General features: G+C 52.3%; 19 protein-coding genes and 1 riboswitch. Of the genes, 11 read left to right on the top strand and 8 right to left on the bottom strand.

Features of this window, described 5'->3' with window-relative positions; genetic code table 11:
• The first annotated feature begins 2 nt into the window (after positions 1–2).
• From glnE to glgS, 3 genes are all read left to right on the top strand, one after another.
• On the top strand, positions 3–2843 hold the full coding sequence (gene glnE / locus HV229_RS03145; protein ID WP_181546887.1) for a bifunctional [glutamate--ammonia ligase]-adenylyl-L-tyrosine phosphorylase/[glutamate--ammonia-ligase] adenylyltransferase: 2841 nt from the start codon (positions 3–5) through the stop codon (positions 2841–2843).
• A 59-nt stretch (positions 2844–2902) separates the two neighbouring features.
• Positions 2903–4336: a bifunctional D-glycero-beta-D-manno-heptose-7-phosphate kinase/D-glycero-beta-D-manno-heptose 1-phosphate adenylyltransferase HldE gene (hldE, locus tag HV229_RS03150; protein WP_016154530.1), complete on the top strand. Its 1434-nt coding sequence runs from the start codon at positions 2903–2905 to the stop codon at positions 4334–4336.
• A gap of 309 nt (positions 4337–4645) precedes the next feature.
• A complete protein-coding gene (glgS, locus tag HV229_RS03155) occupies positions 4646–4852 on the top strand; it encodes a cell surface composition regulator GlgS (RefSeq protein WP_019077704.1) in 207 nt (68 codons plus the stop codon).
• 34 nt (positions 4853–4886) lie between these two features.
• Here the strand turns inward: glgS and ubiK are convergent, their stop codons facing one another.
• Positions 4887–5183, bottom strand: coding sequence for a ubiquinone biosynthesis accessory factor UbiK (ubiK, locus tag HV229_RS03160; RefSeq protein ID WP_003024618.1), 297 nt, complete (start codon positions 5181–5183; stop codon positions 4887–4889).
• A gap of 132 nt (positions 5184–5315) precedes the next feature.
• Positions 5316–5465: riboswitch (FMN riboswitch) on the top strand.
• Between the two features lie 106 nt (positions 5466–5571).
• On the opposite strand from ubiK, the gene ribB reads away from it, so the two are divergent.
• Positions 5572–6225: a 3,4-dihydroxy-2-butanone-4-phosphate synthase gene (ribB, locus tag HV229_RS03165; RefSeq protein WP_016154529.1), complete on the top strand. Its 654-nt coding sequence runs from the start codon at positions 5572–5574 to the stop codon at positions 6223–6225.
• A gap of 83 nt (positions 6226–6308) precedes the next feature.
• Here the strand turns inward: ribB and dsbI are convergent, their stop codons facing one another.
• The 3 genes from dsbI to HV229_RS03180 are packed head-to-tail and all read right to left on the bottom strand — an operon-like array spanning position 6309 to position 9489.
• Positions 6309–6986, bottom strand: coding sequence for a protein-disulfide oxidoreductase DsbI (dsbI, locus tag HV229_RS03170; RefSeq protein ID WP_103928607.1), 678 nt, complete (start codon positions 6984–6986; stop codon positions 6309–6311).
• A gap of 14 nt (positions 6987–7000) precedes the next feature.
• Positions 7001–7669: a thiol:disulfide interchange protein DsbA/DsbL gene (locus HV229_RS03175; protein ID WP_019077701.1), complete on the bottom strand. Its 669-nt coding sequence runs from the start codon at positions 7667–7669 to the stop codon at positions 7001–7003.
• 23 nt (positions 7670–7692) lie between these two features.
• Positions 7693–9489: an aryl-sulfate sulfotransferase gene (locus HV229_RS03180; protein WP_094761928.1), complete on the bottom strand. Its 1797-nt coding sequence runs from the start codon at positions 9487–9489 to the stop codon at positions 7693–7695.
• Between the two features lie 396 nt (positions 9490–9885).
• On the opposite strand from HV229_RS03180, the gene HV229_RS03185 reads away from it, so the two are divergent.
• Positions 9886–10062, top strand: coding sequence for a hypothetical protein (locus tag HV229_RS03185; protein WP_016154525.1), 177 nt, complete (start codon positions 9886–9888; stop codon positions 10060–10062).
• 65 nt (positions 10063–10127) lie between these two features.
• On the opposite strand, the gene zupT is transcribed toward HV229_RS03185, so the two are convergent.
• Positions 10128–10901 (bottom strand): zinc transporter ZupT, encoded by a 774-nt coding sequence (gene zupT, locus HV229_RS03190; RefSeq protein ID WP_016157488.1) that lies wholly within the window; start codon positions 10899–10901, stop codon positions 10128–10130.
• Positions 10902–11048: 147 nt separating this feature from the next.
• Here zupT and ygiD point away from each other — a divergent pair, with 147 nt between their 5' ends.
• A complete protein-coding gene (gene ygiD, locus HV229_RS03195; RefSeq protein ID WP_016154523.1) occupies positions 11049–11837 on the top strand; it encodes a 4,5-DOPA dioxygenase extradiol in 789 nt (262 codons plus the stop codon).
• Positions 11838–11922: 85 nt separating this feature from the next.
• Here the strand turns inward: ygiD and HV229_RS03200 are convergent, their stop codons facing one another.
• The 3 genes from HV229_RS03200 to tolC form a co-directional block, all read right to left on the bottom strand.
• A complete protein-coding gene (locus HV229_RS03200; protein ID WP_181546889.1) occupies positions 11923–13083 on the bottom strand; it encodes a glutathionylspermidine synthase family protein in 1161 nt (386 codons plus the stop codon).
• Between the two features lie 5 nt (positions 13084–13088).
• A complete protein-coding gene (locus HV229_RS03205; RefSeq protein ID WP_016154521.1) occupies positions 13089–13766 on the bottom strand; it encodes a DUF1190 family protein in 678 nt (225 codons plus the stop codon).
• 147 nt (positions 13767–13913) lie between these two features.
• On the bottom strand, positions 13914–15392 hold the full coding sequence (gene tolC / locus HV229_RS03210) for an outer membrane channel protein TolC (RefSeq protein ID WP_088583064.1): 1479 nt from the start codon (positions 15390–15392) through the stop codon (positions 13914–13916).
• A gap of 199 nt (positions 15393–15591) precedes the next feature.
• On the opposite strand from tolC, the gene nudF reads away from it, so the two are divergent.
• From nudF to parE, 5 genes are read left to right on the top strand one after another with little or no spacing between them, the layout of a single operon-like run.
• Positions 15592–16224, top strand: a complete 633-nt coding sequence (gene nudF, locus HV229_RS03215) for an ADP-ribose diphosphatase (protein WP_016154519.1) — start codon at positions 15592–15594, stop codon at positions 16222–16224.
• On the top strand, positions 16221–16643 hold the full coding sequence (locus tag HV229_RS03220; RefSeq protein WP_016154518.1) for a DUF1249 family protein: 423 nt from the start codon (positions 16221–16223) through the stop codon (positions 16641–16643). Before nudF ends, HV229_RS03220 begins: the two co-directional genes overlap by 4 nt.
• Positions 16644–16667: 24 nt before the next feature.
• Positions 16668–17495: a 3',5'-cyclic-AMP phosphodiesterase gene (gene cpdA / locus HV229_RS03225; RefSeq protein WP_016154517.1), complete on the top strand. Its 828-nt coding sequence runs from the start codon at positions 16668–16670 to the stop codon at positions 17493–17495.
• The gene (yqiA, locus tag HV229_RS03230; protein WP_003024575.1) at positions 17495–18076 is read left to right on the top strand and encodes an esterase YqiA; all 582 of its coding nucleotides are present in this window, start codon (positions 17495–17497) and stop codon (positions 18074–18076) included. The genes cpdA and yqiA overlap by 1 nt, the downstream gene beginning before the upstream one ends.
• A gap of 28 nt (positions 18077–18104) precedes the next feature.
• Positions 18105–19997, top strand: a complete 1893-nt coding sequence (gene parE / locus HV229_RS03235; protein WP_003024571.1) for a DNA topoisomerase IV subunit B — start codon at positions 18105–18107, stop codon at positions 19995–19997.
• Positions 19998–20013: the final 16 nt, after the last annotated feature.

Raw genomic sequence — 20013 nt, forward strand, 5'->3', positions numbered from 1 at the left:
AAATGAAGCAGCTCTCTTCACCGTTACAGCAGTACTGGCCGACCGTTGTTGAGCGGCTGCCAGCAGCAATATCTGAATCCTCGCTTAGCATTCAGGCGAAGTCAGTGCTTACATTCAGTGATTTTTTTCGCGACAGCATTATTGCCCATCCCGAATGGCTGGTCGAACTGGAAAGCACGCCACCCGGGGCGGATGAATGGCAACACTATGCTGATTGGTTACAGAAAGCATTGGTCGACGTTAGCGATGAAAACACGCTGATGCGTGAGCTGCGCCTGTTTCGCCGTCGCATAATGGTGCGTATCGCCTGGGCGCAGACGCTGTCGCTGGTGACGGAAGAGAGTATCTTGCAGCAGCTAAGCCATTTGGCTGAAACGTTGATCGTCGCCGCGCGTGACTGGTTATACGCCGCCTGCTGTCGTGAATGGGGTACGCCCTGTAATCCACAAGGTGTTGCGCAACCGCTGCTGATTTTAGGCATGGGGAAACTGGGCGGCGGCGAACTCAATTTTTCCTCTGATATCGATCTGATTTTTGCCTGGCCGGAGCACGGCAGTACGCAGGGTGGACGTCGCGAGCTGGATAACGCGCAGTTCTTTACCCGTATGGGCCAGCGGCTTATCAAAGTGCTGGATCAGCCCACAATGGATGGATTTGTCTATCGGGTGGATATGCGTTTACGCCCGTTTGGCGACAGCGGCCCGCTGGTGCTGAGCTTCTCTGCGCTGGAGGATTATTATCAGGAACAAGGGCGCGACTGGGAACGCTATGCGATGGTCAAGGCCCGCATTATGGGCGATTGCGACGGTACTTACGTCAGTGAGCTTCGCGCTATGCTGCGGCCTTTTGTTTTCCGCCGCTATATTGATTTCAGCGTGATCCAGTCTCTGCGTAACATGAAAGGAATGATTGCCCGCGAAGTGCGCCGCCGTGGCCTGAAAGACAACATTAAGTTGGGCGCGGGCGGTATTCGTGAAATCGAATTTATCGTGCAGGTATTCCAGCTTATTCGCGGTGGGCGCGAGCCGTCATTGCAATCCCGCTCGCTGTTACCCACGCTCAGCGCCATCAATGCGTTGCACCTGCTGTCAGATACCGACGCGGAACAACTGCGCGCAGCCTATCTCTATTTACGTCGTCTGGAGAACCTGCTGCAAAGTATCAATGATGAGCAGACCCAGACGTTGCCAGGCGATGAACTGAACCGCGCGCGGCTGGCGTGGGGGATGAACGTCGATGACTGGCGGCAGCTAACCGATGTGCTGGCCAGTCATATGGACAACGTGCGCCGGGTGTTTAACGAGTTGATTGGCGATGACGAAGCAGAAACCCAGGAAGAGTCGCTCTCAGAACAGTGGCGTGAACTGTGGCAGGACGCATTACAGGAAGATGACACCTCGCCGGTGCTGACGCATCTGGCGGATGACGATCGCCGGCGCGTGCTGTCTCTGATTGCCGATTTTCGCAAAGAGCTGGATAAACGCACCATTGGCCCACGCGGACGCCAGGTGCTGGATCACTTAATGCCACATCTGCTGAGCGATGTCTGTTCGCGTGACGACGCCTCAGTCCCGCTGTCGCGCATCACACCGCTGCTGGTAGGCATTGTGACCCGTACGACCTATCTGGAGCTGCTGAGCGAATTCCCCGGAGCGCTTAAGCATCTGATTTCGTTATGTGCTGCCTCGCCGATGATCGCCAGCCAGCTGGCGCGGTATCCGCTGTTGCTCGATGAACTGCTGGATCCGAACACCCTGTATCAACCCACTGCGACGGATGCCTACCGTGATGAACTGCGCCAGTATTTGCTGCGCGTACCGGAAGATGACGAAGAGCAGCAGTTGGAAGCGCTGCGTCAGTTTAAGCAAACGCAGTTGCTGCGCATTGCCGCGGCAGATATCGCTGGTACGCTGCCGGTGATGAAGGTGAGCGACCACTTAACCTGGCTGGCGGAAGCTATTATTGATGCGGTAGTCCAGCAGGCGTGGATGCAGATGGTCGCTCGCTACGGGCAACCCACTCATCTTGACGAGCGTGAGGGGCGCGGTTTTGCCGTCGTCGGGTATGGCAAACTGGGCGGCTGGGAGCTGGGCTACAGTTCGGATCTTGATTTGATCTTCCTGCATGACTGTCCTATGGACGTGATGACGGATGGTGAGCGTGAGATTGACGGGCGACAGTTCTATCTGCGTCTGTCGCAGCGCATTATGCACCTTTTCAGCACCCGCACCTCATCCGGTATTTTGTATGAAGTGGATGCGCGGTTGCGTCCGTCCGGCGCGGCGGGAATGCTGGTGACATCAACCGAGGCTTTCGCTGATTACCAGCGCAACGAAGCCTGGACGTGGGAGCATCAGGCGCTGGTGCGCGCTCGAGTGGTGTACGGCGACCCTCGGTTGACCTCTCAGTTTGATGCGATTCGTCGCGATATCATGACCCTCGTCCGCGATGCGAAAACCTTGCAGACCGATGTGCGCGAAATGCGTGAGAAAATGCGGGCCCATTTGGGCAATAAGCATCGCGATCGTTTTGATATCAAAGCGGATGAAGGCGGCATCACCGACATTGAGTTTATTACGCAATACCTGGTGCTGCGCTATGCGCATGAAAAACCGAAGCTGACGCGCTGGTCGGATAACGTGCGCATTCTGGAGTTACTGGCGCAAAACGACATTATGGATGAGCAGGAAGCGCTGGCGCTTACCCGTGCTTATACGACGCTGCGCGATGAACTTCATCATCTTGCATTGCAGGAACTTCCGGGCCATGTGGCGCCGGAGCACTTCGACGCTGAACGTACGCTGGTGCGTGACAGCTGGCAGAAGTGGCTGGTTGCCGAGTGAAGTGTGCTATTATCGCGCGCAAATTTTAAGACCCTCAGAGAATCTCTCAGGAGACAGGAATGAAAGTAACGCTGCCAGAGTTTGAACGTGCAGGAGTCATGGTTGTCGGTGATGTGATGCTAGATCGCTACTGGTACGGTCCTACCAGCCGTATTTCACCTGAAGCGCCGGTTCCGGTGGTGAAGGTTGATACCATTGAAGAACGTCCCGGTGGCGCAGCAAACGTGGCGATGAACATTGCCTCTCTGGGAGCGAATTCGCGTCTGGTTGGCCTGACTGGGATTGACGACGCGGCGCGTGCGCTGAGCAAAACGCTGGCGGATGTGAACGTAAAATGTGACTTCGTTTCTGTGCCAACTCATCCGACAATCACCAAACTGCGCGTGCTTTCCCGCAACCAGCAACTGATTCGCCTGGATTTCGAAGAAGGTTTTGAAGGCGTGGATCCGCAGCCACTGCATGAGCGTATTAACCAGGCTCTGGGCTCCATTGGCGCTTTGGTGCTCTCCGATTACGCCAAAGGCGCGCTGGCTAGCGTGCAGCAGATGATTGCTCTGGCGCGTAAGGCTGGGGTGCCGGTGCTTATCGATCCGAAAGGGACCGATTTTGAACGCTATCGTGGCGCAACGCTGCTGACGCCGAATTTGTCTGAATTTGAAGCGGTGGCCGGTAAGTGCAAAAGCGAAGATGAACTGGTTGAGCGCGGCATGAAAGTGATTGCAGATTTCGACCTTTCCGCGCTGCTGATCACGCGTTCCGAACAGGGTATGACGCTGCTGCAACCGGGCAAATCGCCACTGCATATGCCGACGCAGGCGCAGGAAGTGTATGACGTGACGGGGGCGGGCGATACGGTGATCGGCGTGCTGGCTGCGACGCTGGCGGCGGGGAACACTCTGGAAGAGGCGTGCTATTTTGCTAATGCCGCAGCGGGTGTTGTCGTCGGTAAACTGGGGACTTCAACCGTTTCCCCGATTGAACTGGAAAACGCCGTGCGCGGTCGGGCCGACACTGGCTTTGGCGTGATGAGCGAGTCTGAGCTGAAACAGGCCGTAGCCAGCGCCCGCAAGCGCGGTGAGAAAGTGGTGATGACCAACGGCGTGTTCGACATCCTGCATGCGGGCCACGTTTCCTATCTGGCGAATGCGCGCAAGCTGGGCGATCGTCTGATCGTGGCGGTAAACAGCGATGCTTCGACCAAACGTCTGAAAGGCGAAACGCGTCCGGTCAACCCGCTGGAACAGCGCATGATCGTGCTGGGCGCGCTGGAAGCCGTCGACTGGGTGGTCTCTTTTGAAGAAGACACACCACAGCGTCTGATTGCCGGCATCCTGCCGGATCTGCTGGTAAAAGGCGGCGACTATAAGCCGGAAGATATTGCGGGCAGCAAAGAAGTGTGGGCGAACGGCGGAGAAGTGCTGGTGCTGAACTTTGAAGATGGCTGCTCAACGACCAATATCATCAAGAAGATCCAAAAAGACAGCGATAAATAACAAATGCTGGAAACGTATCGAACTTTTGGATTCGATACGTTTCTTGCTATTGATGCTGCTGTTTTCTTCAACCCAGAGTAAAGGAATAAGGGGAGAAGGGCTTTCTCCCCCCCCGATTTACTTTTACATGACGTCACAATAAGCGTGCGTCACGCTGACCTTAAATCCGACCCCTCTTAGATTTCGTGGGAAACTGTGAACCAGCGCAGTGCTTTTGCGCACAATATGTACAGAATAACTTCGCATCCAGGGAAATACTGAAATTAGAAAAAGCATATGGCCTTAACAGATATTCAATAACTGGAGGGTATGCTCATGAACAGCAATATGTATTCAATGAACAATTTCGATTTCCTGGCCCGTAGTTTTGCCAGGATGCAAGCTGAGGGCCATCCCGTAGATATCCAGGCGATAACTGGGAATATGGATGAAGAACATCGTAGCTGGTTTTGCAAACGCTATGCGCTGTACTGCCAGCAGGCGACGGAGGCCAGGAAGCTAGAACTGGAACACTAACAGAAAAAACGGGCCTTGCGGCCCGTTGTCGTTTTTACTCTTGCGGATCGACTGACGGGATCGCGGGAGCAGGTTTAACTTCTGCCGTTTTTTCACGCGATTCCAGCTCAGTCAGACGTTGCTCAAGTAGCGCCAGCTTTTCACGGGTACGCAGCAAAACCTGAGTCTGTACATCAAACTCTTCACGGCTTACCAGATCCAGACGGGTCAGCTGTGACTGCAGCGTTTGACGAATTTTCTTCTCGACGTCTTCGCCAAACTCGCGGATCCCTTTCGGCATCGACTCGTGAACCTGACGAGCAATCTGCTCAATTTTTTTCGGGTCAATCATTGTGGTTTCCCTGAACTGGTACGTGTTGTTGCCTATTGTAGTGCGAACTGGCACAGGCATAAACCAGAATTGTGTGAAGCTAAGACGAGCAAAGGCGTTGATGAAGGTAATCAATAGCGTTATAGTTAACCCGCTTATTCTCAGGGCGGGGCGAAATTCCCCACCGGCGGTAAATCAACTCAGGTTGAAAGCCCGCGAGCGCTTTGGGTGCAAACTCAAAGGTCAGCAGATCCGGTGTAATTCCGGGGCCGACGGTTAGAGTCCGGATGGGAGAGAGTAACGATCCAGTCGGGCATGGACCCGCTCACGTTATTTTTTTGCCGCTTAGACGGTACTCCTAAGACTGCCCTGATTCTGGTAACCATAATTTTAGTGAGGTTTTTTTACCATGAATCAGACGCTACTTTCCTCTTTTGGTACGCCTTTCGAACGTGTTGAACTTGCGCTGTCTGCGCTGCGTGAAGGACGCGGTGTGATGGTGCTTGACGACGAAGATCGTGAAAACGAAGGCGATATGATTTTCCCGGCAGAAACCATGACTGTTGAACAGATGGCTCTGACCATCCGTCACGGCAGCGGTATTGTATGCCTGTGCATCACTGAAGACCGACGCAAACAGCTCGATCTGCCAATGATGGTGGAAAATAACACCAGCGCTTACGGTACCGGCTTTACCGTGACCATTGAAGCAGCAGAAGGCGTGACCACCGGCGTTTCCGCTGCGGACCGTGTTACCACGGTACGCGCGGCAATTCAGGATGGCGCTAAACCTTCCGATCTTAACCGTCCGGGGCACGTTTTCCCGCTGCGTGCTCAGGCAGGTGGAGTGTTGACCCGCGGTGGTCACACTGAAGCAACCATCGACCTGATGACGCTGGCAGGGTTTAAACCGGCAGGCGTGCTGTGCGAACTGACCAATGACGATGGCACCATGGCGCGTGCGCCAGAATGTATCGAATTTGCCGGCAAGCATAATATGGCGGTAGTTACTATCGAAGACCTGGTGGCTTACCGTCAGGCGCATGAGCGCAAAGCCAGCTAATCGCAAATTACCACGTTAGTCGCGGTAAGCATAAAAAACCGAAGCCATCTTCCAGGCTTCGGTTTTTTTGTTTCTTGCTCCGATTATTTGGTTCTCACCCGCTTTAATGCCCATGCGCCGCTCATAATGACGAGCAACAGTAAGCACAAACTAAAGGCCAACAAACAGGCCTGCGCCATGTTCATAAAATGCCAAGGCGGGATCAGATACCAGCCTTCTGACTGCTGGTACAGATCGACAAACCACTTTTGCGTACTGCTGAGCGCCACGCCGTCGGGAACAATGGGAGCGTCATAGCCGCAATCTCCTGTGGGTTTAAACCACTCCGGTGCCCAGTTGGCCAGAGGCAAATTGAAAGGGAATGTCGGATCGGTGGAACATCCCTGTACGCCAAACAGCGAATCCGGGTCCGGGTTATGTACAGCATAATGAATGCCGTTAAGTTTGATGGAGAACTTAATGCCCAGGATGCTGCCGTAAAATGCCGCGATACAACCGATGAGCTTCAGAACAACATTTTTGGGGTTGATTGCCGCAATCAATCCGCCAAAAACCATCACCAGCATGGCAAAGCGAATGTAGACACATTGTTCGCAGGGGGCCATGTAGAGATAGATTTGGAAGAACGAATGCGCCAGAATAATCAATCCACCCATTGCGCAAGCCATCAACAGCCACAGAAAGCGCTGTTCCTGCCATCTCACCAGGGTATCAACCGGTGTATTGCGTAAGTCTCGCCATGATCCTTTTATGAAAGCCATAGCCGGGTCCCTGTTTATTTTTTCGCGAGCTCTCTGACAAGCTCAGCCATGGAATCAATAGATTTGATATTTTTGGTGTAGATCAGGTATTTACCATTGACGACGTAAGCCGGAACGCCCTGGATTTTGGCGACATCATATGCTGCTTTCCATTTCTCCAGCGTTTGCTGGACGGCTGGATCCTTCAATGCCGCGTCAAAATCAGCCTGGCTCATGCCCGCTGCATCCAACCCTGTTTTGATGAATGAGGCGGGATCTTTACCCTCTGACCAGCGCTCTTTCTTATCGTGGTAGGCGGCGTAATAAGCGAACTTGGCTTTTTTAAACTGTGATTTGGCGTCAAACAATGAAATACCTGCAGCCATGTCCCTGGCAATCATTACGGCAAAGATTTCGCTGGCCTGTTTACCGTATTCCCCTTTGGTTTCCAGATGAAACGGAGTGAAAGTAACGACATCGGCGACTTTGTCTGACACGGGCCCTGTCACGGCTTTATCATATTTGTAGCAAAATGGGCAGGCGTAACTGAATACCTTGATCAACGTCTTATCGGCGTTGGGAATTGGTTTTTCCAGAACCATATAATCAGTGCCTTCAGTAAACGCTGATGCTGCAAACGGTGAGGCAAGCGCGGCGGTTAATACCACGCTTTTAAATAATGAAGTGATCCATTTAGATGACATAATTAATCCTTAATCTAACGTAATTATTTAAACATTTGGCGTGGATGAACCAGCAATGCACGGTAGTGAGTTTGATTTGGCTTATCGGACAGGACATTAATTTCGACTTTGACTTCTTTTGTTTTGTAGTCAATTTCGTTGATTTTGCCGATGGTTGGCTGTCCAACGTCAAATAAATTAATCGAACCACCAAAGCCAAACATGGTGTCGCGATCTTTTTGATATTCGATAACCGAGGTGATAGGGCTATAAAAATCATAACCGCGCTCTTTTCCGTACTCCCAAATTTGCTGGACGGTCCCTTTTTTCTCGTCAATTTTATATTCTACGAAACGGGAGTATTTCATTGTTGGTAACGCCGGTTGTTCGAGTCCACGGCCATCGCCGTTGTCAAAAATGGTAAGCGTTCCTTTGCTGGAGAGCCATGCGGTGTGTTGAGTGTAGGTAAAATCAAAATCGGTATTCTCGCACTTGCCATTTTCATCACATTTCAGTGCGTTGCCTTTATCATCAACCGGTTTTAACAGCTTGCTTGCCAGCGCCTTATTCCAGCCTTTAGACGGTGCAAGGATCCACTTCACCTGTTTATCGCGACCGATTTTGACAACCCCCTGATGGCGGGAAGAGATAATGATGGCGTCATCTTTAGCATCAAAGGCGATAGAGTTAACGTGCGCCCAGTTACGACCAGCACCCACGCCGAGGGCGTCACCGTAGGGGGTATCTGGCTCCAGTTTTGCCTGCTGGCCGGCATGAGCGAGGTCCACGTTGACGCATACCGCGCCCGCATCCAACGCACCCAGCAGTGCATCACGCATCGGATCGAGAATTTTTGTCAGATCCCACACGTCAACAACACGACCGGATTTGTCGACTTCAATAATCTGGTCGCGGATAGTTTGGACGTGAATGCCATCTTCCTTACGATAATCACGTTTACCCACGCGAAGCAGTACGGTGCCGTTCACCGTTTCGACGGACTCATGCGATGCGTCGAGGAATCCGCGCGGCAGCTTATGGTCGGCCAGAATCTGGCCCATCATATCGAACTCATACCAGTGCTGGCCCTGTACGGCGGTGAAGGTGCCGCGCGGTGTCTCCCGTATGCCCATCAGGTAACCGCGCTTGTTGATATCCATGTCATGACCGTCATAGAAAGTGTCCTGATCCAGCCACCAACGATATTCGCCTTCCGTATCAACGACAAAGGTAAAGGGTGCGATATCAAAGGGTAATGCGCCACCGGCCGGACCAGCATCCAGGATACCGGCATTTTTATCTTTTTCACCATGCCAGTGGAATTCTGCGCCCTGTGCGGTAAAGGTGTGGGTATTCACCAGATAGAGACGGTCTTCAAAGCCAGGTGCGACCTTAATAACGTTTGTTTGCTGTAAATCAGAAATAGAACGGTTATCCATGTAGTGATTAACGATGGCAGATGTTTGCACCACGTAATCTTCCTTGATGGCCTTGCCATTTTCTTTATATTCAACAGTGACCTTATTAGCGAACTTTTGATAAAGGCCAAAAATAGGAACCCCATCGTAGGTGGCGAGAGATTCTTTGCCGACGGTATAGGTAATTGGGACTCCTTTTTCACCTTTACCATGAACGGTGACTTTAACATCCGAAATAACGTGACTATCTAATTCAACCAGTGCGGTAAGAGGGGCGTTTCCGTATGGGTCAACGATTATCGCACCCAATTTTCCTGCAGGCTGGGCTGGTTGGAAACCTGCGGCAAACGAATTCCCTGCGGCAAAGCCAAACGTCAGTGCAAGCGTTCCGGCTAGAAGTGTTTTTCGGTACTGTGTAAACATGGATATATCTCCTTATATTATCTTTAAATATAACAGTGCTGAATATATTATGTTTTTACGATGTGAATATAATAAAAATGGTATTACTGATGCTACTTTTATGGTGAATATATTAATATTGATGAAATGTATTATTTTTCAGGTGCTAATTTTTATTATTTTTGGGATGGTATGAGTGCGTTATTTTAAGGGCAATATTTATTATTGCGCAGTGTGATCTTGTCGACATTGTTTTATTTTTTATAACGGTGTTAACTATTTGCATAGCTGCTGGTTTATATGATCGAAATCATATATTTGTTTCTGGAATATGCCACTATAGGAGTATGTCAGAATAAGGTTGTGTAAAATTTTAACGTTAAATGTTTAATGATGTTAAATTTTAAGGGTAAAAGAATGTTTATCGCCTGGTACTGGATTGTATTAATTGCACTCGTTGCAGTTGGTTATTATTGCCATATGAAGCGTTATTGTCGGGCATTTCGGCAAGACCGGGATGCTTTACTCGAGGCGCGAAACAAACTCTTCCGTCGTTCTGGCGAAGATAACAGCGCGGTTAAGGAACAGGAATAGTCCTTCACGTTCTGCTATGGATGAGCGGATGCTGTAAATTAGCAGGGTGGCATCCGCCCTCTGAATTAGCCGATCCCCATGGACTGGAGGATGACAAGACTTAACCCCATCACCGACATTCCACAAAGTACCCCATAGCTGGGATTATTATTCGGGTCGATCTCTTTTGCCAACGGCATTAGCTCATCGACGGACAGCGCCACCATAATTCCTGCGACTGCTGCCATTATTGCCGCCATCACTACCGGTGAGATCAGGCTCCCCAGAATTAACCACGCCAGTACGCCGCCCAGGATTTCCGCCATGCCCGAGATCCCGGCCCAGAATATCGCCGTACGTTTGGAGCCCGTGGCTGCATAGACTGGACCCGCAACGGCTAATCCTTCAGGAATATTGTGTAATGCGACGGCAAGGGCAATACCAAAGCCCAGCTCGAGGTTGCTGCTGGCGGTAACAAACGTCGCTATCCCTTCCGGGAAGTTGTGCAGGCTAATGCCGAGCGTTAATAAAATCGCGGTACGTTTAATGGAGCCGGGCAGAGGCCGCGTGGTTTTCTGTACCAGATCCTGAGGGTGCGCATGCGGCAATAGGCGGTCCAGGCCAAAGTATCCCAGTAAGCCAACGATAAACATTCCGTAGCCCAATACCGGCGACATACCTTCAGCAGCCAGTGCGGCTGGGAGCATCTCCATCAGTGAGATCAGTAACATAATCCCTGCGGCGAAGCCTAAAGAAAAGGCGAGTACGCGGTTGGAGGGTTTTTGCCCTAACACGCCGAGAAATGCGCCGATAAACGTGGCGGCGCCTGCCAGTAAAGTCAGAAGTAAAGGTACTGACATCGACAAATAAAACTCCTTATCAATCTGCTGTCCGGGTCGGATCGTCAAAATAACTGATGATCTTCATCATGGTTATCTGAGTTCTTCATCAGCCGAATAAGCGTATTGTGGTGGTATCAAAATGACTCCCTCAGTAAGGATATCATCATGTCTTCAACTCGTATGCCAGCATTGTTTTTGGGTCACGGTAGCCCGATGAATGTTCTGGAAGATAACGTTTATACCCGCGCCTGGCAGCAACTGGGGGAAACGTTGCCGCGCCCGAAAGCCATTGTGGTGGTCTCGGCGCATTGGTTCACTCGTGGCACGGGCGTGACGGCGATGGAAGCGCCTAAAACGATCCACGATTTTGGCGGTTTTCCGCAGGCGCTGTATGACACCCATTACCCGGCTCCTGGATCACCGGAACTGGCGCAGCATCTGGTTGACTTGCTGGCCCCGGTGCCCGTTACCTTAGACAAAGAGGCGTGGGGTTTTGACCACGGTTCATGGGGCGTGCTGATCAAGATGTACCCGCATGCGGATATTCCGATGGTGCAGCTGAGCATTGACAGTACCAAACCTGCGGCCTGGCATTTTGAAATTGGCCGCAAGCTGGCGGCACTGCGTGATGAGGGCATTATGCTGGTAGCCAGCGGTAACGTGGTGCATAACCTGCGCACTGCGCGTTGGCACGGAGAGAACACGCCATATCCGTGGGCGACCTCATTCAACGAATATGTTAAAGCAAACCTGACATGGCAGGGACCGGTTGAACAGCACCCGCTGGTGAACTATCTCGATCATGAAGGGGGATCGTTATCGAACCCGACACCGGATCACTATCTGCCGCTGCTGTATGTATTAGGTGCCTGGGACGGCAAAGAGCCGGTGACTATTCCTGTTGACGGGATTGAGATGGGAAGTTTGAGTATGTTGTCGGTGCAGGTCGGATGATAAATGCCCGATGGCGCTGCGCTTATCGAGCCTACAGTTCATGCTGTAGGCTGGGTAAGACGCAGCCACCACCCGGCACTCTCAGTCATTCGACAAAAATATGTGGATAGAAACGCGAGAGATCCTGCGTGATCAACGCACGGTCTTCGCGAATGCCAATGCCAGCTGGTTGATCGTTGATTAGCCAGCTGCCGATCAACATATAGCTGTCGCCAAACTTCGGTAGCTGATGGAATTGCTGCACGATCATACCTTCTTCGCCGTACGGCCCTTCCACTGCTTCGATCGTTTTACCGTTTTCGATAATGGAAACGTTCGCGCCTTCACGTGAGAAGATCGGCTTTACGACGAATTTATCCATCTGAGGATAGTCATCTTCGGCGAAATACGCAGGCAGCAGATTCGGATGATCCGGGAACATTTCCCACAACAGCGGTAATAACGCTTTGTTGGAGATGATGCTCTTCCAGGCTGGTTCCAGCCAGCGAACGCCAGCGTCTTCCAGCTTGGTGGAGAACATTTCGCGCAGCATGAATTCCCACGGATAGAGCTTGAACAGGTTAGCAATGACCTGATCCTGCATATCCGTGAACTGACCTTTTTCACCAAGACCAATATCTTCGACATAGAGGAATTCAGTGGCGATTTCAGCTTCGGCAGCGCAATCCTGCAGATACTGGATCGTTCCGCGGTCTTCCACCGTATCGCGACAACAGGTCAGATGTAGCAACTGAAAACCATACTGCTCACGCAGCTCGGCGAAACGCTCGATCAGCTTTTCCTGCAGACTGTTGAATTGATCGCTGCCTTCCGGCAGGTTGCCTGCATTGAGTTGGTCTTCCAGCCAGATCCACTGGAAAAACGCAGCTTCGTACAGAGAGGTTGGCGTATCGGCGTTGTTTTCTAACAGCTTAGGCTCGCCCGTGCCGTCCCACGCCAGATCGAGACGCGAATAGAGCGACGGCTGCTGTGTCAGCCAGGACTGGCGGACAAAGCCCCAGGTATGCTTCGGAATGCGAAACTTGGTCATCAGCTCATCGCTGGCGATGACCCTTTCCACCACTTTGAGGCACATTTGATGCAGCTCTGCGGTGACCTCTTCCAGCTTTTCGACCTGAGCAAGCGTGAGCTTATAATACGCATCCTCACACCAGTACGGCTCGCCGTACATAGTGTGAAAGTTGAAACCGTATTCGGTGGCTTTATCGCGCCAGTTCGGGCGCTCAACAATACTGACTCTTTCCATGACGATCAGCCGCCCATTGAACGAGTGGTAGTACCGCTTGCGCTACGCTGCATGGTGCTCTGTTTAGCCACAGATTCGCCAAATCCGCCGCGGGTTACGGTAGAGGTGGTAGCCGGTTTCGGCGCCATGGCGGTTTTCGGTACGGTCATGGTGCGACCCGGCGTTGCGGCGCCGTAGTTTTTGCCGCCAGCATCCGTATATTTGCCGTATGCCGGGCTGGCCGGATTTTTCGAGCTGAACAGCGGCTGCTGAGCGCCCATACCGCCACCCATCATGCGGCCCATCATATAGCCTGCCATCAGCGGCATCCAGAAGCTGCCGCTGCTTTGATTCTGCGCCTGAGCCTGGCCTTCACCGGTCGGCGCCATGCCCGCTTGTGCAGGTGCCTGTTGGCACTGGCCTTCGCCGAATTCAGCGATACAGTCTTCGCGAGTGGCGTATTTTGGCGCGGTGCGTTCAGCTTCTTTCAGCGCATTGTTAAACGCGGTGGTACATTCGGCGCTTTTACCCGGATTAGCTGCAGAGCAGTCGTCCGCGTTCTGATAAAGCGAAACCGTTTCGTCACTCTTTTCACAGCCCGCGAGCATAAAAACAGCGGTAACTGCCAGAGCGACAGGAGTCAGGTGGCGCGCGCTCCAGCTTTTGCGGAACGAGGCGTGATGTATAGATTTTGTCCGTTTCATTTATGTCTTCCAGGACCCAGTGGTAACTCTGCTCAGAATAGAGGATGACTGGTCGAAATTGAAGCGGGAAGAGGCGAGAATGCGGAAGAAGGGGCGGATCTTTACGTTGCCTTACGTTCAGACGGGGCCGAAGCCCCGTCATCAGCATCAGTTACGGAACGGGTTGTTACCGTTGCTGCTGGTTGAACGTGCAGCCGTTGGTTGAGCCGCAGGCATATTGCCGTTGCTGTTAAAGTCATTCACAGCGGCATCTTGCTGCGGATTTTGCGGCGCTACGTTATCCGGAGAAGTCGGGATCGGTTTACCCAGCGTATTGTTCAGCGCCACCAGATCCTGCTCGTTCAGCGTACCGAGCGCAGATTTGACGTTAAGCTGGTTGATAAGATAGGTATAACGCGCATTCGCCAGTTGCTGCTTGGCGTTGTACAGCGTGGTGGTGGCATCCAACACATCCACGATGGTACGGGTACCTACGGAATAGCCTGCTTCCATCGCATCTAAAGAGCTTTGGGCAGAGACAACCGCTTGTTTGTACGCGTTAATGCTACTGATAGAAGCATTAATGTTGTTGAACGAAGAACGCACGGTTTGCACCACGCTGCGGTGCGCGCTTTCCAGTTGTTCGCTCGCGCCAACAAAGTTGTACTGCGCTTGTTTCACCTGCGAGTTAACCATCCCACCCTGGTACAGCGGCAGCGAGAAGTTCAGACCGATTTTGTTCTGGCCCATGTTGCTGTCGTCATACTGGGAGGTGTTGGTTTTCGACCCGTTGTAGGAGGTGTCAGAAACGCCGGTAGAGGCGGTCAAACCCAGCGTCGGTAAGTGACCATCCTGTGCCAGACGAATCTGTTCACGCGCCAGATCCTGGCTCAAACGCGCCTGCAATAATGAGAGGTTGCGGTTTTCTGCTTCTTTCAGCAGCGCGTTCACCGCCTGCGGTTTGTTGGTTTTAAAGCCATCAACGTTCAGCGAAGCCAGTTCCGGGTAGTAGTTACCGGTCACCTGGCGCAGCTGTTCTACCGCGTTGTCCAGATTGTTACGCGCGGTAACTTCGTTCGCCAGTACGGTATCGTATTGTGAACGGGCGTTCTGTACGTCAGTGATGGCGACCAGGCCCACGTTAAAACGCTGTGTAGTCTGATCTAACTGACGATAGACCGCATCTTTCTGTGCCTGAGTGTAAGACAGCACGTCAATCGCGTTCAGTACGTTAAAATAAGCGGTAGCGGTATTCAGGATCAGCGTTTGCTGATCGGTCTGATACGTTACGTCCTGGATGCCTGCTGCTTTTTCTTGCAGCGTCAGGGCACGCCATTTAGACATGTCGAACAGCGTCTGAGTCAATTGTAATGACGCGCTGGTTGCGTTGGAGTTGACGCCATTTGCATCACGGTAGCCATTGCTGTAGGTGTAATCGGCACCTAAACCTAGTTGCGGCAGTAATGGGCTACGCGCTTCGTTAATTTTTTCGAATGCAGCATCGCGATCGGCGGCGGATTTACGCAATTCCGGGTTGCTCAGGCGTGCTTGCTGATAAACCTGCATCAGGTTTTCTGCCTGGCTCAAAGTAGTGAACCCCGACAGGCTCAGGCCGATAAGGATGGGGAGCAATTTCTTCATTTGCATTCCTTGTTGTGAAGCAGTATTTAGCGCTGATCAAATTGTAAAAATATTTGCTGATTCTAGCAGAATCCGCCACTTCAAAAAGTTGGCGTTACGTGCCATACGGCGTTAATTTGCATCAATTTAACACAAGGGCGTTCAAACATCAGTCAAACGACCTTGAAATTCACATTTTAATCACTATTGGTTTCAGGACAGCACAATGCGTAAACCAGACAACTTGCCAATGACTTTCACTAAAAATGATGTAGAAATTATTGCACGAGAAACGCTATACCGCGGTTTTTTTTCACTGGATCTTTATCGGTTCCGCCATCGCCTGTTTAACGGCGGTATGAGCGGTGAGGTAAAGCGCGAAATTTTTGAGCGCGGACACGCGGCAGTCTTGCTACCCTTTGACCCTGAGCGGGACGAAGTTGTTTTGGTCGAGCAGATCCGTATCGCAGCGTTTGATACCAGCGAAAGCCCTTGGCTCCTGGAAATGGTGGCCGGAATGATTGAAGAGGGCGAAACCGTTGAGGATGTGGCTCGTCGTGAAGCGATGGAAGAGGCCGGGCTGGAAGTTAAACGTACCAAGCCCGTTCTGAGCTATCTGGCAAGCCCTGGCGGCACCAGTGAGCGCCTGTCTATTTTAGTTGGCGAAGTGGACGCCACGACCGCGAGCGGGATCCACGGTCTGGCTGATGAAAACGAAGATATTCGTGTTCATGTGGTGAGCCGGGAGCAGGCTTATCAATGGGTTGAAGAGGGGAAAATCGACAACGCGGCTTCTGTCATCGCCTTGCAATGGTTACAGCTGCACTATCAAGAGTTAAAAACTGAGTGGAAAAAATGAAGCGTTACACACCTGACTTCCCTGAAATGATGCGCCTGTGCGAAACCAACTATTCGCAATTGCGCCGTCTGCTGCCGCGTAATGACGCAGCCGATGAAACAGTGAGCTATCAGGTCGCAAACGCACAATATCGGTTAACGATCGTTGAATCGACCCGATACACTACGCTTGTCGCGATCGAACAAACGGCACCCGCGGTCACTTACTGGAGCCTGCCGTCATTGACAGTCCGCCTGTATCATGACGCGAGGGTGGCCGAAGTGTGTTCGAGTCAGCAGATCTTTCGCTTCAAAGCGCGGTATGATTATCCAAATAAAAAGTTGCATCAACGCGACGAAAAGCATCAAATTAATCAGTTTCTGGCCGACTGGTTACGGTACTGTTTAGCACATGGAGCGATGGCGATTCCGGTTTATTAGCGTCGTGAAACCTAAGGACACCATTTGGAAAGCCTGTTAACCCTTCCTTTGGCTGGTGAGGCCAGAGTCAGGATCTTACAAATTACAGACACTCACCTGTTTGCCGAAAAGCATGAAACGCTGCTGGGTGTAAACACCTGGGACAGCTATCAATCCGTACTGGATGCAATACATGCAGAGTCGCCTGAATACGATCTGATCGTCGCGACTGGTGATTTGGCGCAGGACCAATCCGCTGCGGCCTATCAGCATTTTGCTGAGGGCATCGCAAGCTTTCGTGCGCCCTGCGTTTGGCTACCGGGCAATCACGATTTTCAGCCGGCAATGTACAGCGCGCTACAGGACGCGGGGATCTCACCCGCTAAACGCGTCTTTATTGGTGAACAGTGGCAAATCCTGTTGCTGGACAGCCAGGTGTTCGGCGTTCCCCACGGTGAATTAAGCGAATTTCAGCTCGAATGGCTGGAACGTAAACTTGCCGATGCGCCTGAGCGCAATACTTTGCTGCTTCTGCATCATCATCCTCTGCCAGCAGGTTGTAGCTGGCTCGATCAGCATAGCCTGCGTAATGCCGCAGAGCTGGATAACGTGCTGGTGAATTATCCTCGTGCCAAGTATTTGTTGTGTGGGCATATTCATCAGGAACTGGATTTGGACTGGAACGGACGCCGCCTGCTGGCGACGCCGTCGACCTGTGTGCAGTTTAAGCCACACTGTTCCAACTTCACGCTAGATACCATCAGCCCAGGCTGGCGGACGCTGGAGCTTTTTGCTGACGGGACGTTGCAGACGCAGGTACGCCGTCTGCAGGGTAATCGGTTCCACCCTGATACCGCTTCAGAAGGCTACTGATGTCTACGCTTCTTTATCTTCACGGATTTAATAGTTCTCCTCGTTCGGCGAAGGCATGTTTGCTGAAAAACTGGCTGGCGGAGCATCATCCGCACGTTGAGATGATCGTACCCCAGTTGCCACCGTATCCGGCCCAGGCCGCAGAGATGCTGGAATCGATCATTCTTGAACATGGCGGAGAGTCGCTGGGAATTGTCGGTTCCTCGCTGGGAGGCTATTACGCCACCTGGCTGTCGCAATGTTTTATGCTGCCCGCGGTGGTGGTGAACCCTGCTGTCCGACCTTATGAACTGCTGGTCGACTATCTCGGTCAAAACGAGAACCCCTACACGGGGCAGCAATATGTGCTAGAGTCACGCCATATTTACGATCTTAAAGTCATGCAGATTGACCCGCTGGAAGCGCCGGATTTGATCTGGCTGCTTCAACAAACGGGCGATGAAGTGTTGGACTACCGCCAGGCGGTGGCGTATTACGCCTCCTGCCGCCAGACAGTTATTGAGGGCGGAAACCACGCATTCACGGGCTTCGAAGATTATTTCAACCCGATTGTCGATTTCCTTGGACTGCACAGTTTCTGACGATCAATTCGAATTGCTTATTTAAACCATGACGCAAACTTATAACGCTGATGCCATTGAGGTACTCACTGGGCTTGAGCCGGTACGCCGTCGCCCGGGGATGTACACCGATACAACCCGTCCGAACCATCTTGGACAGGAAGTGATTGATAACAGTGTGGATGAAGCACTGGCGGGCCACGCAAAACGCGTGGACGTGATTTTACATGCCGACCAGTCTCTGGAAGTTATTGATGATGGCCGCGGCATGCCGGTTGACATTCACCCTGAAGAGGGCGTTCCGGCGGTAGAGCTGATCCTCTGTCGTCTGCACGCGGGCGGTAAGTTCTCCAACAAAAACTATCAGTTCTCTGGTGGTTTACATGGGGTAGGGATCTCCGTGGTAAACGCCCTGTCGAAGCGTGTGGAAGTGAACGTGCGCCGCGACGGGCAGGTGTACAACATCGCGTTTGAGAACGGCGATAAGGTGCAAGATTTACAGGTTGTCGGTACCTGCGGTAAACGCAATACCGGAACCAGCGTGCACTTCTGGCCGGATGAAAGCTTCTTTGACAGCCCGCGTTTTTCCGTTTCGCGCTTAACGCACGTACTGAAAGCCAAAGCTGTGCTGTGCCCAGGCGTTGAGATCACCTTTAAGGATGAGGTCAATAACAGTGAACAGCGCTGGTGCTACCAGGATGGCCTGAATGACTATCTGAGCGAAGCGGTAAATGGCCTGCCGACGCTGCCGGAAAAACCGTTTATCGGTAATTTCAGCGGTGAAACAGAAACTGTGGACTGGGCGCTGCTCTGGCTGCCGGAAGGCGGCGAGCTGCTGACTGAAAGCTATGTGAACCTGATCCCAACCATGCAGGGCGGTACGCACGTTAACGGCCTGCGCCAAGGTCTGCTGGATGCAATGCGCGAGTTCTGTGAATACCGCAATATTCTGCCGCGCGGCGTGAAGCTGTCGGCGGAAGATATCTGGGATCGCTGTGCTTACGTGCTGTCAGTAAAAATGCAGGATCCGCAGTTTGCCGGACAAACCAAAGAGCGCCTCTCTTCGCGGCAGTGCGCGGCATTCGTCTCTGGCGTGGTGAAAGATGCTTTCAGCCTGTGGCTGAACCAGAACGTGCAATCAGCCGAACTGCTGGCTGAGATGGCGATTTCCAGCGCCCAACGTCGTCTGCGTGCGGCGAAAAAAGTGGTGCGTAAGAAGTTGACCAGCGGTCCGGCGTTGCCGGGGAAACTGGCGGACTGTACCGCACAGGATCTTAATCGCACCGAACTGTTTCTCGTCGAAGGTGACTCGGCGGGCGGATCGGCGAAACAGGCGCGCGATCGTGAATATCAGGCGATCATGCCGCTGAAAGGTAAGATCCTCAACACCTGGGAAGTCTCTTCCGATGAAGTGTTGGCTTCGCAGGAAGTTCACGATATTTCGGTGGCGATCGGCATCGATCCGGACAGTGATGATCTGAGCCAGCTGCGCTACGGTAAGATCTGTATTCTGGCGGATGCGGACTCCGATGGTTTGCATATCGCCACGCTGCTGTGCGCGCTGTTTGTAAAACACTTCCGTACGCTGGTGAAACACGGTCACGTCTATGTGGCGCTGCCGCCGTTATACCGTATCGACCTCGGTAAAGAGGTGTATTACGCGCTGACGGAAGAAGAGAAAGCGGGCGTGCTGGAGCAGTTAAAACGCAAGAAAGGCAAGCCGAACGTGCAGCGCTTTAAAGGTCTGGGTGAAATGAACCCGATGCAGCTGCGTGAAACCACGCTGGATCCGAACACCCGCCGCCTGGTGCAGCTCATCATCGATGACGAAGACGATCAGCGTACCAACGCAATGATGGATATGCTGCTGGCCAAGAAGCGTTCTGAAGATCGCCGTAACTGGTTGCAGGAGAAAGGCGACCTGGCGGATCTCGAAGGGTAATTGACCGTGAATGCCT

The sequence above is a fragment of the Citrobacter sp. RHBSTW-00524 genome, from assembly GCF_013747755.1.
GTDB classification, from domain to species: domain Bacteria; phylum Pseudomonadota; class Gammaproteobacteria; order Enterobacterales; family Enterobacteriaceae; genus Citrobacter; species Citrobacter braakii.

What these genes read in the sequence shown, in the direction of transcription:
- ribB (WP_016154529.1), top strand. Translation starts at nt 5,572, where the DNA reads ATGAATCAGACGCTACTTTCCTCTTTTGGTACGCCTTTCGAACGTGTT.
- hldE (WP_016154530.1), top strand. Translation starts at nt 2,903, where the DNA reads ATGAAAGTAACGCTGCCAGAGTTTGAACGTGCAGGAGTCATGGTTGTC.
- yqiA (WP_003024575.1), top strand. Translation starts at nt 17,495, where the DNA reads ATGTCTACGCTTCTTTATCTTCACGGATTTAATAGTTCTCCTCGTTCG.
- HV229_RS03220 (WP_016154518.1), top strand. Translation starts at nt 16,221, where the DNA reads ATGAAGCGTTACACACCTGACTTCCCTGAAATGATGCGCCTGTGCGAA.
- dsbI (WP_103928607.1), bottom strand. Translation starts at nt 6,986, where the DNA reads ATGGCTTTCATAAAAGGATCATGGCGAGACTTACGCAATACACCGGTT.
- HV229_RS03205 (WP_016154521.1), bottom strand. Translation starts at nt 13,766, where the DNA reads ATGAAACGGACAAAATCTATACATCACGCCTCGTTCCGCAAAAGCTGG.
- HV229_RS03200 (WP_181546889.1), bottom strand. Translation starts at nt 13,083, where the DNA reads ATGGAAAGAGTCAGTATTGTTGAGCGCCCGAACTGGCGCGATAAAGCC.
- zupT (WP_016157488.1), bottom strand. Translation starts at nt 10,901, where the DNA reads ATGTCAGTACCTTTACTTCTGACTTTACTGGCAGGCGCCGCCACGTTT.
- HV229_RS03180 (WP_094761928.1), bottom strand. Translation starts at nt 9,489, where the DNA reads ATGTTTACACAGTACCGAAAAACACTTCTAGCCGGAACGCTTGCACTG.
- parE (WP_003024571.1), top strand. Translation starts at nt 18,105, where the DNA reads ATGACGCAAACTTATAACGCTGATGCCATTGAGGTACTCACTGGGCTT.
- nudF (WP_016154519.1), top strand. Translation starts at nt 15,592, where the DNA reads ATGCGTAAACCAGACAACTTGCCAATGACTTTCACTAAAAATGATGTA.
- tolC (WP_088583064.1), bottom strand. Translation starts at nt 15,392, where the DNA reads ATGCAAATGAAGAAATTGCTCCCCATCCTTATCGGCCTGAGCCTGTCG.
- HV229_RS03175 (WP_019077701.1), bottom strand. Translation starts at nt 7,669, where the DNA reads ATGTCATCTAAATGGATCACTTCATTATTTAAAAGCGTGGTATTAACC.
- ubiK (WP_003024618.1), bottom strand. Translation starts at nt 5,183, where the DNA reads ATGATTGACCCGAAAAAAATTGAGCAGATTGCTCGTCAGGTTCACGAG.
- glgS (WP_019077704.1), top strand. Translation starts at nt 4,646, where the DNA reads ATGCTCATGAACAGCAATATGTATTCAATGAACAATTTCGATTTCCTG.
- ygiD (WP_016154523.1), top strand. Translation starts at nt 11,049, where the DNA reads ATGTCTTCAACTCGTATGCCAGCATTGTTTTTGGGTCACGGTAGCCCG.
- HV229_RS03185 (WP_016154525.1), top strand. Translation starts at nt 9,886, where the DNA reads ATGTTTATCGCCTGGTACTGGATTGTATTAATTGCACTCGTTGCAGTT.
- glnE (WP_181546887.1), top strand. Translation starts at nt 3, where the DNA reads ATGAAGCAGCTCTCTTCACCGTTACAGCAGTACTGGCCGACCGTTGTT.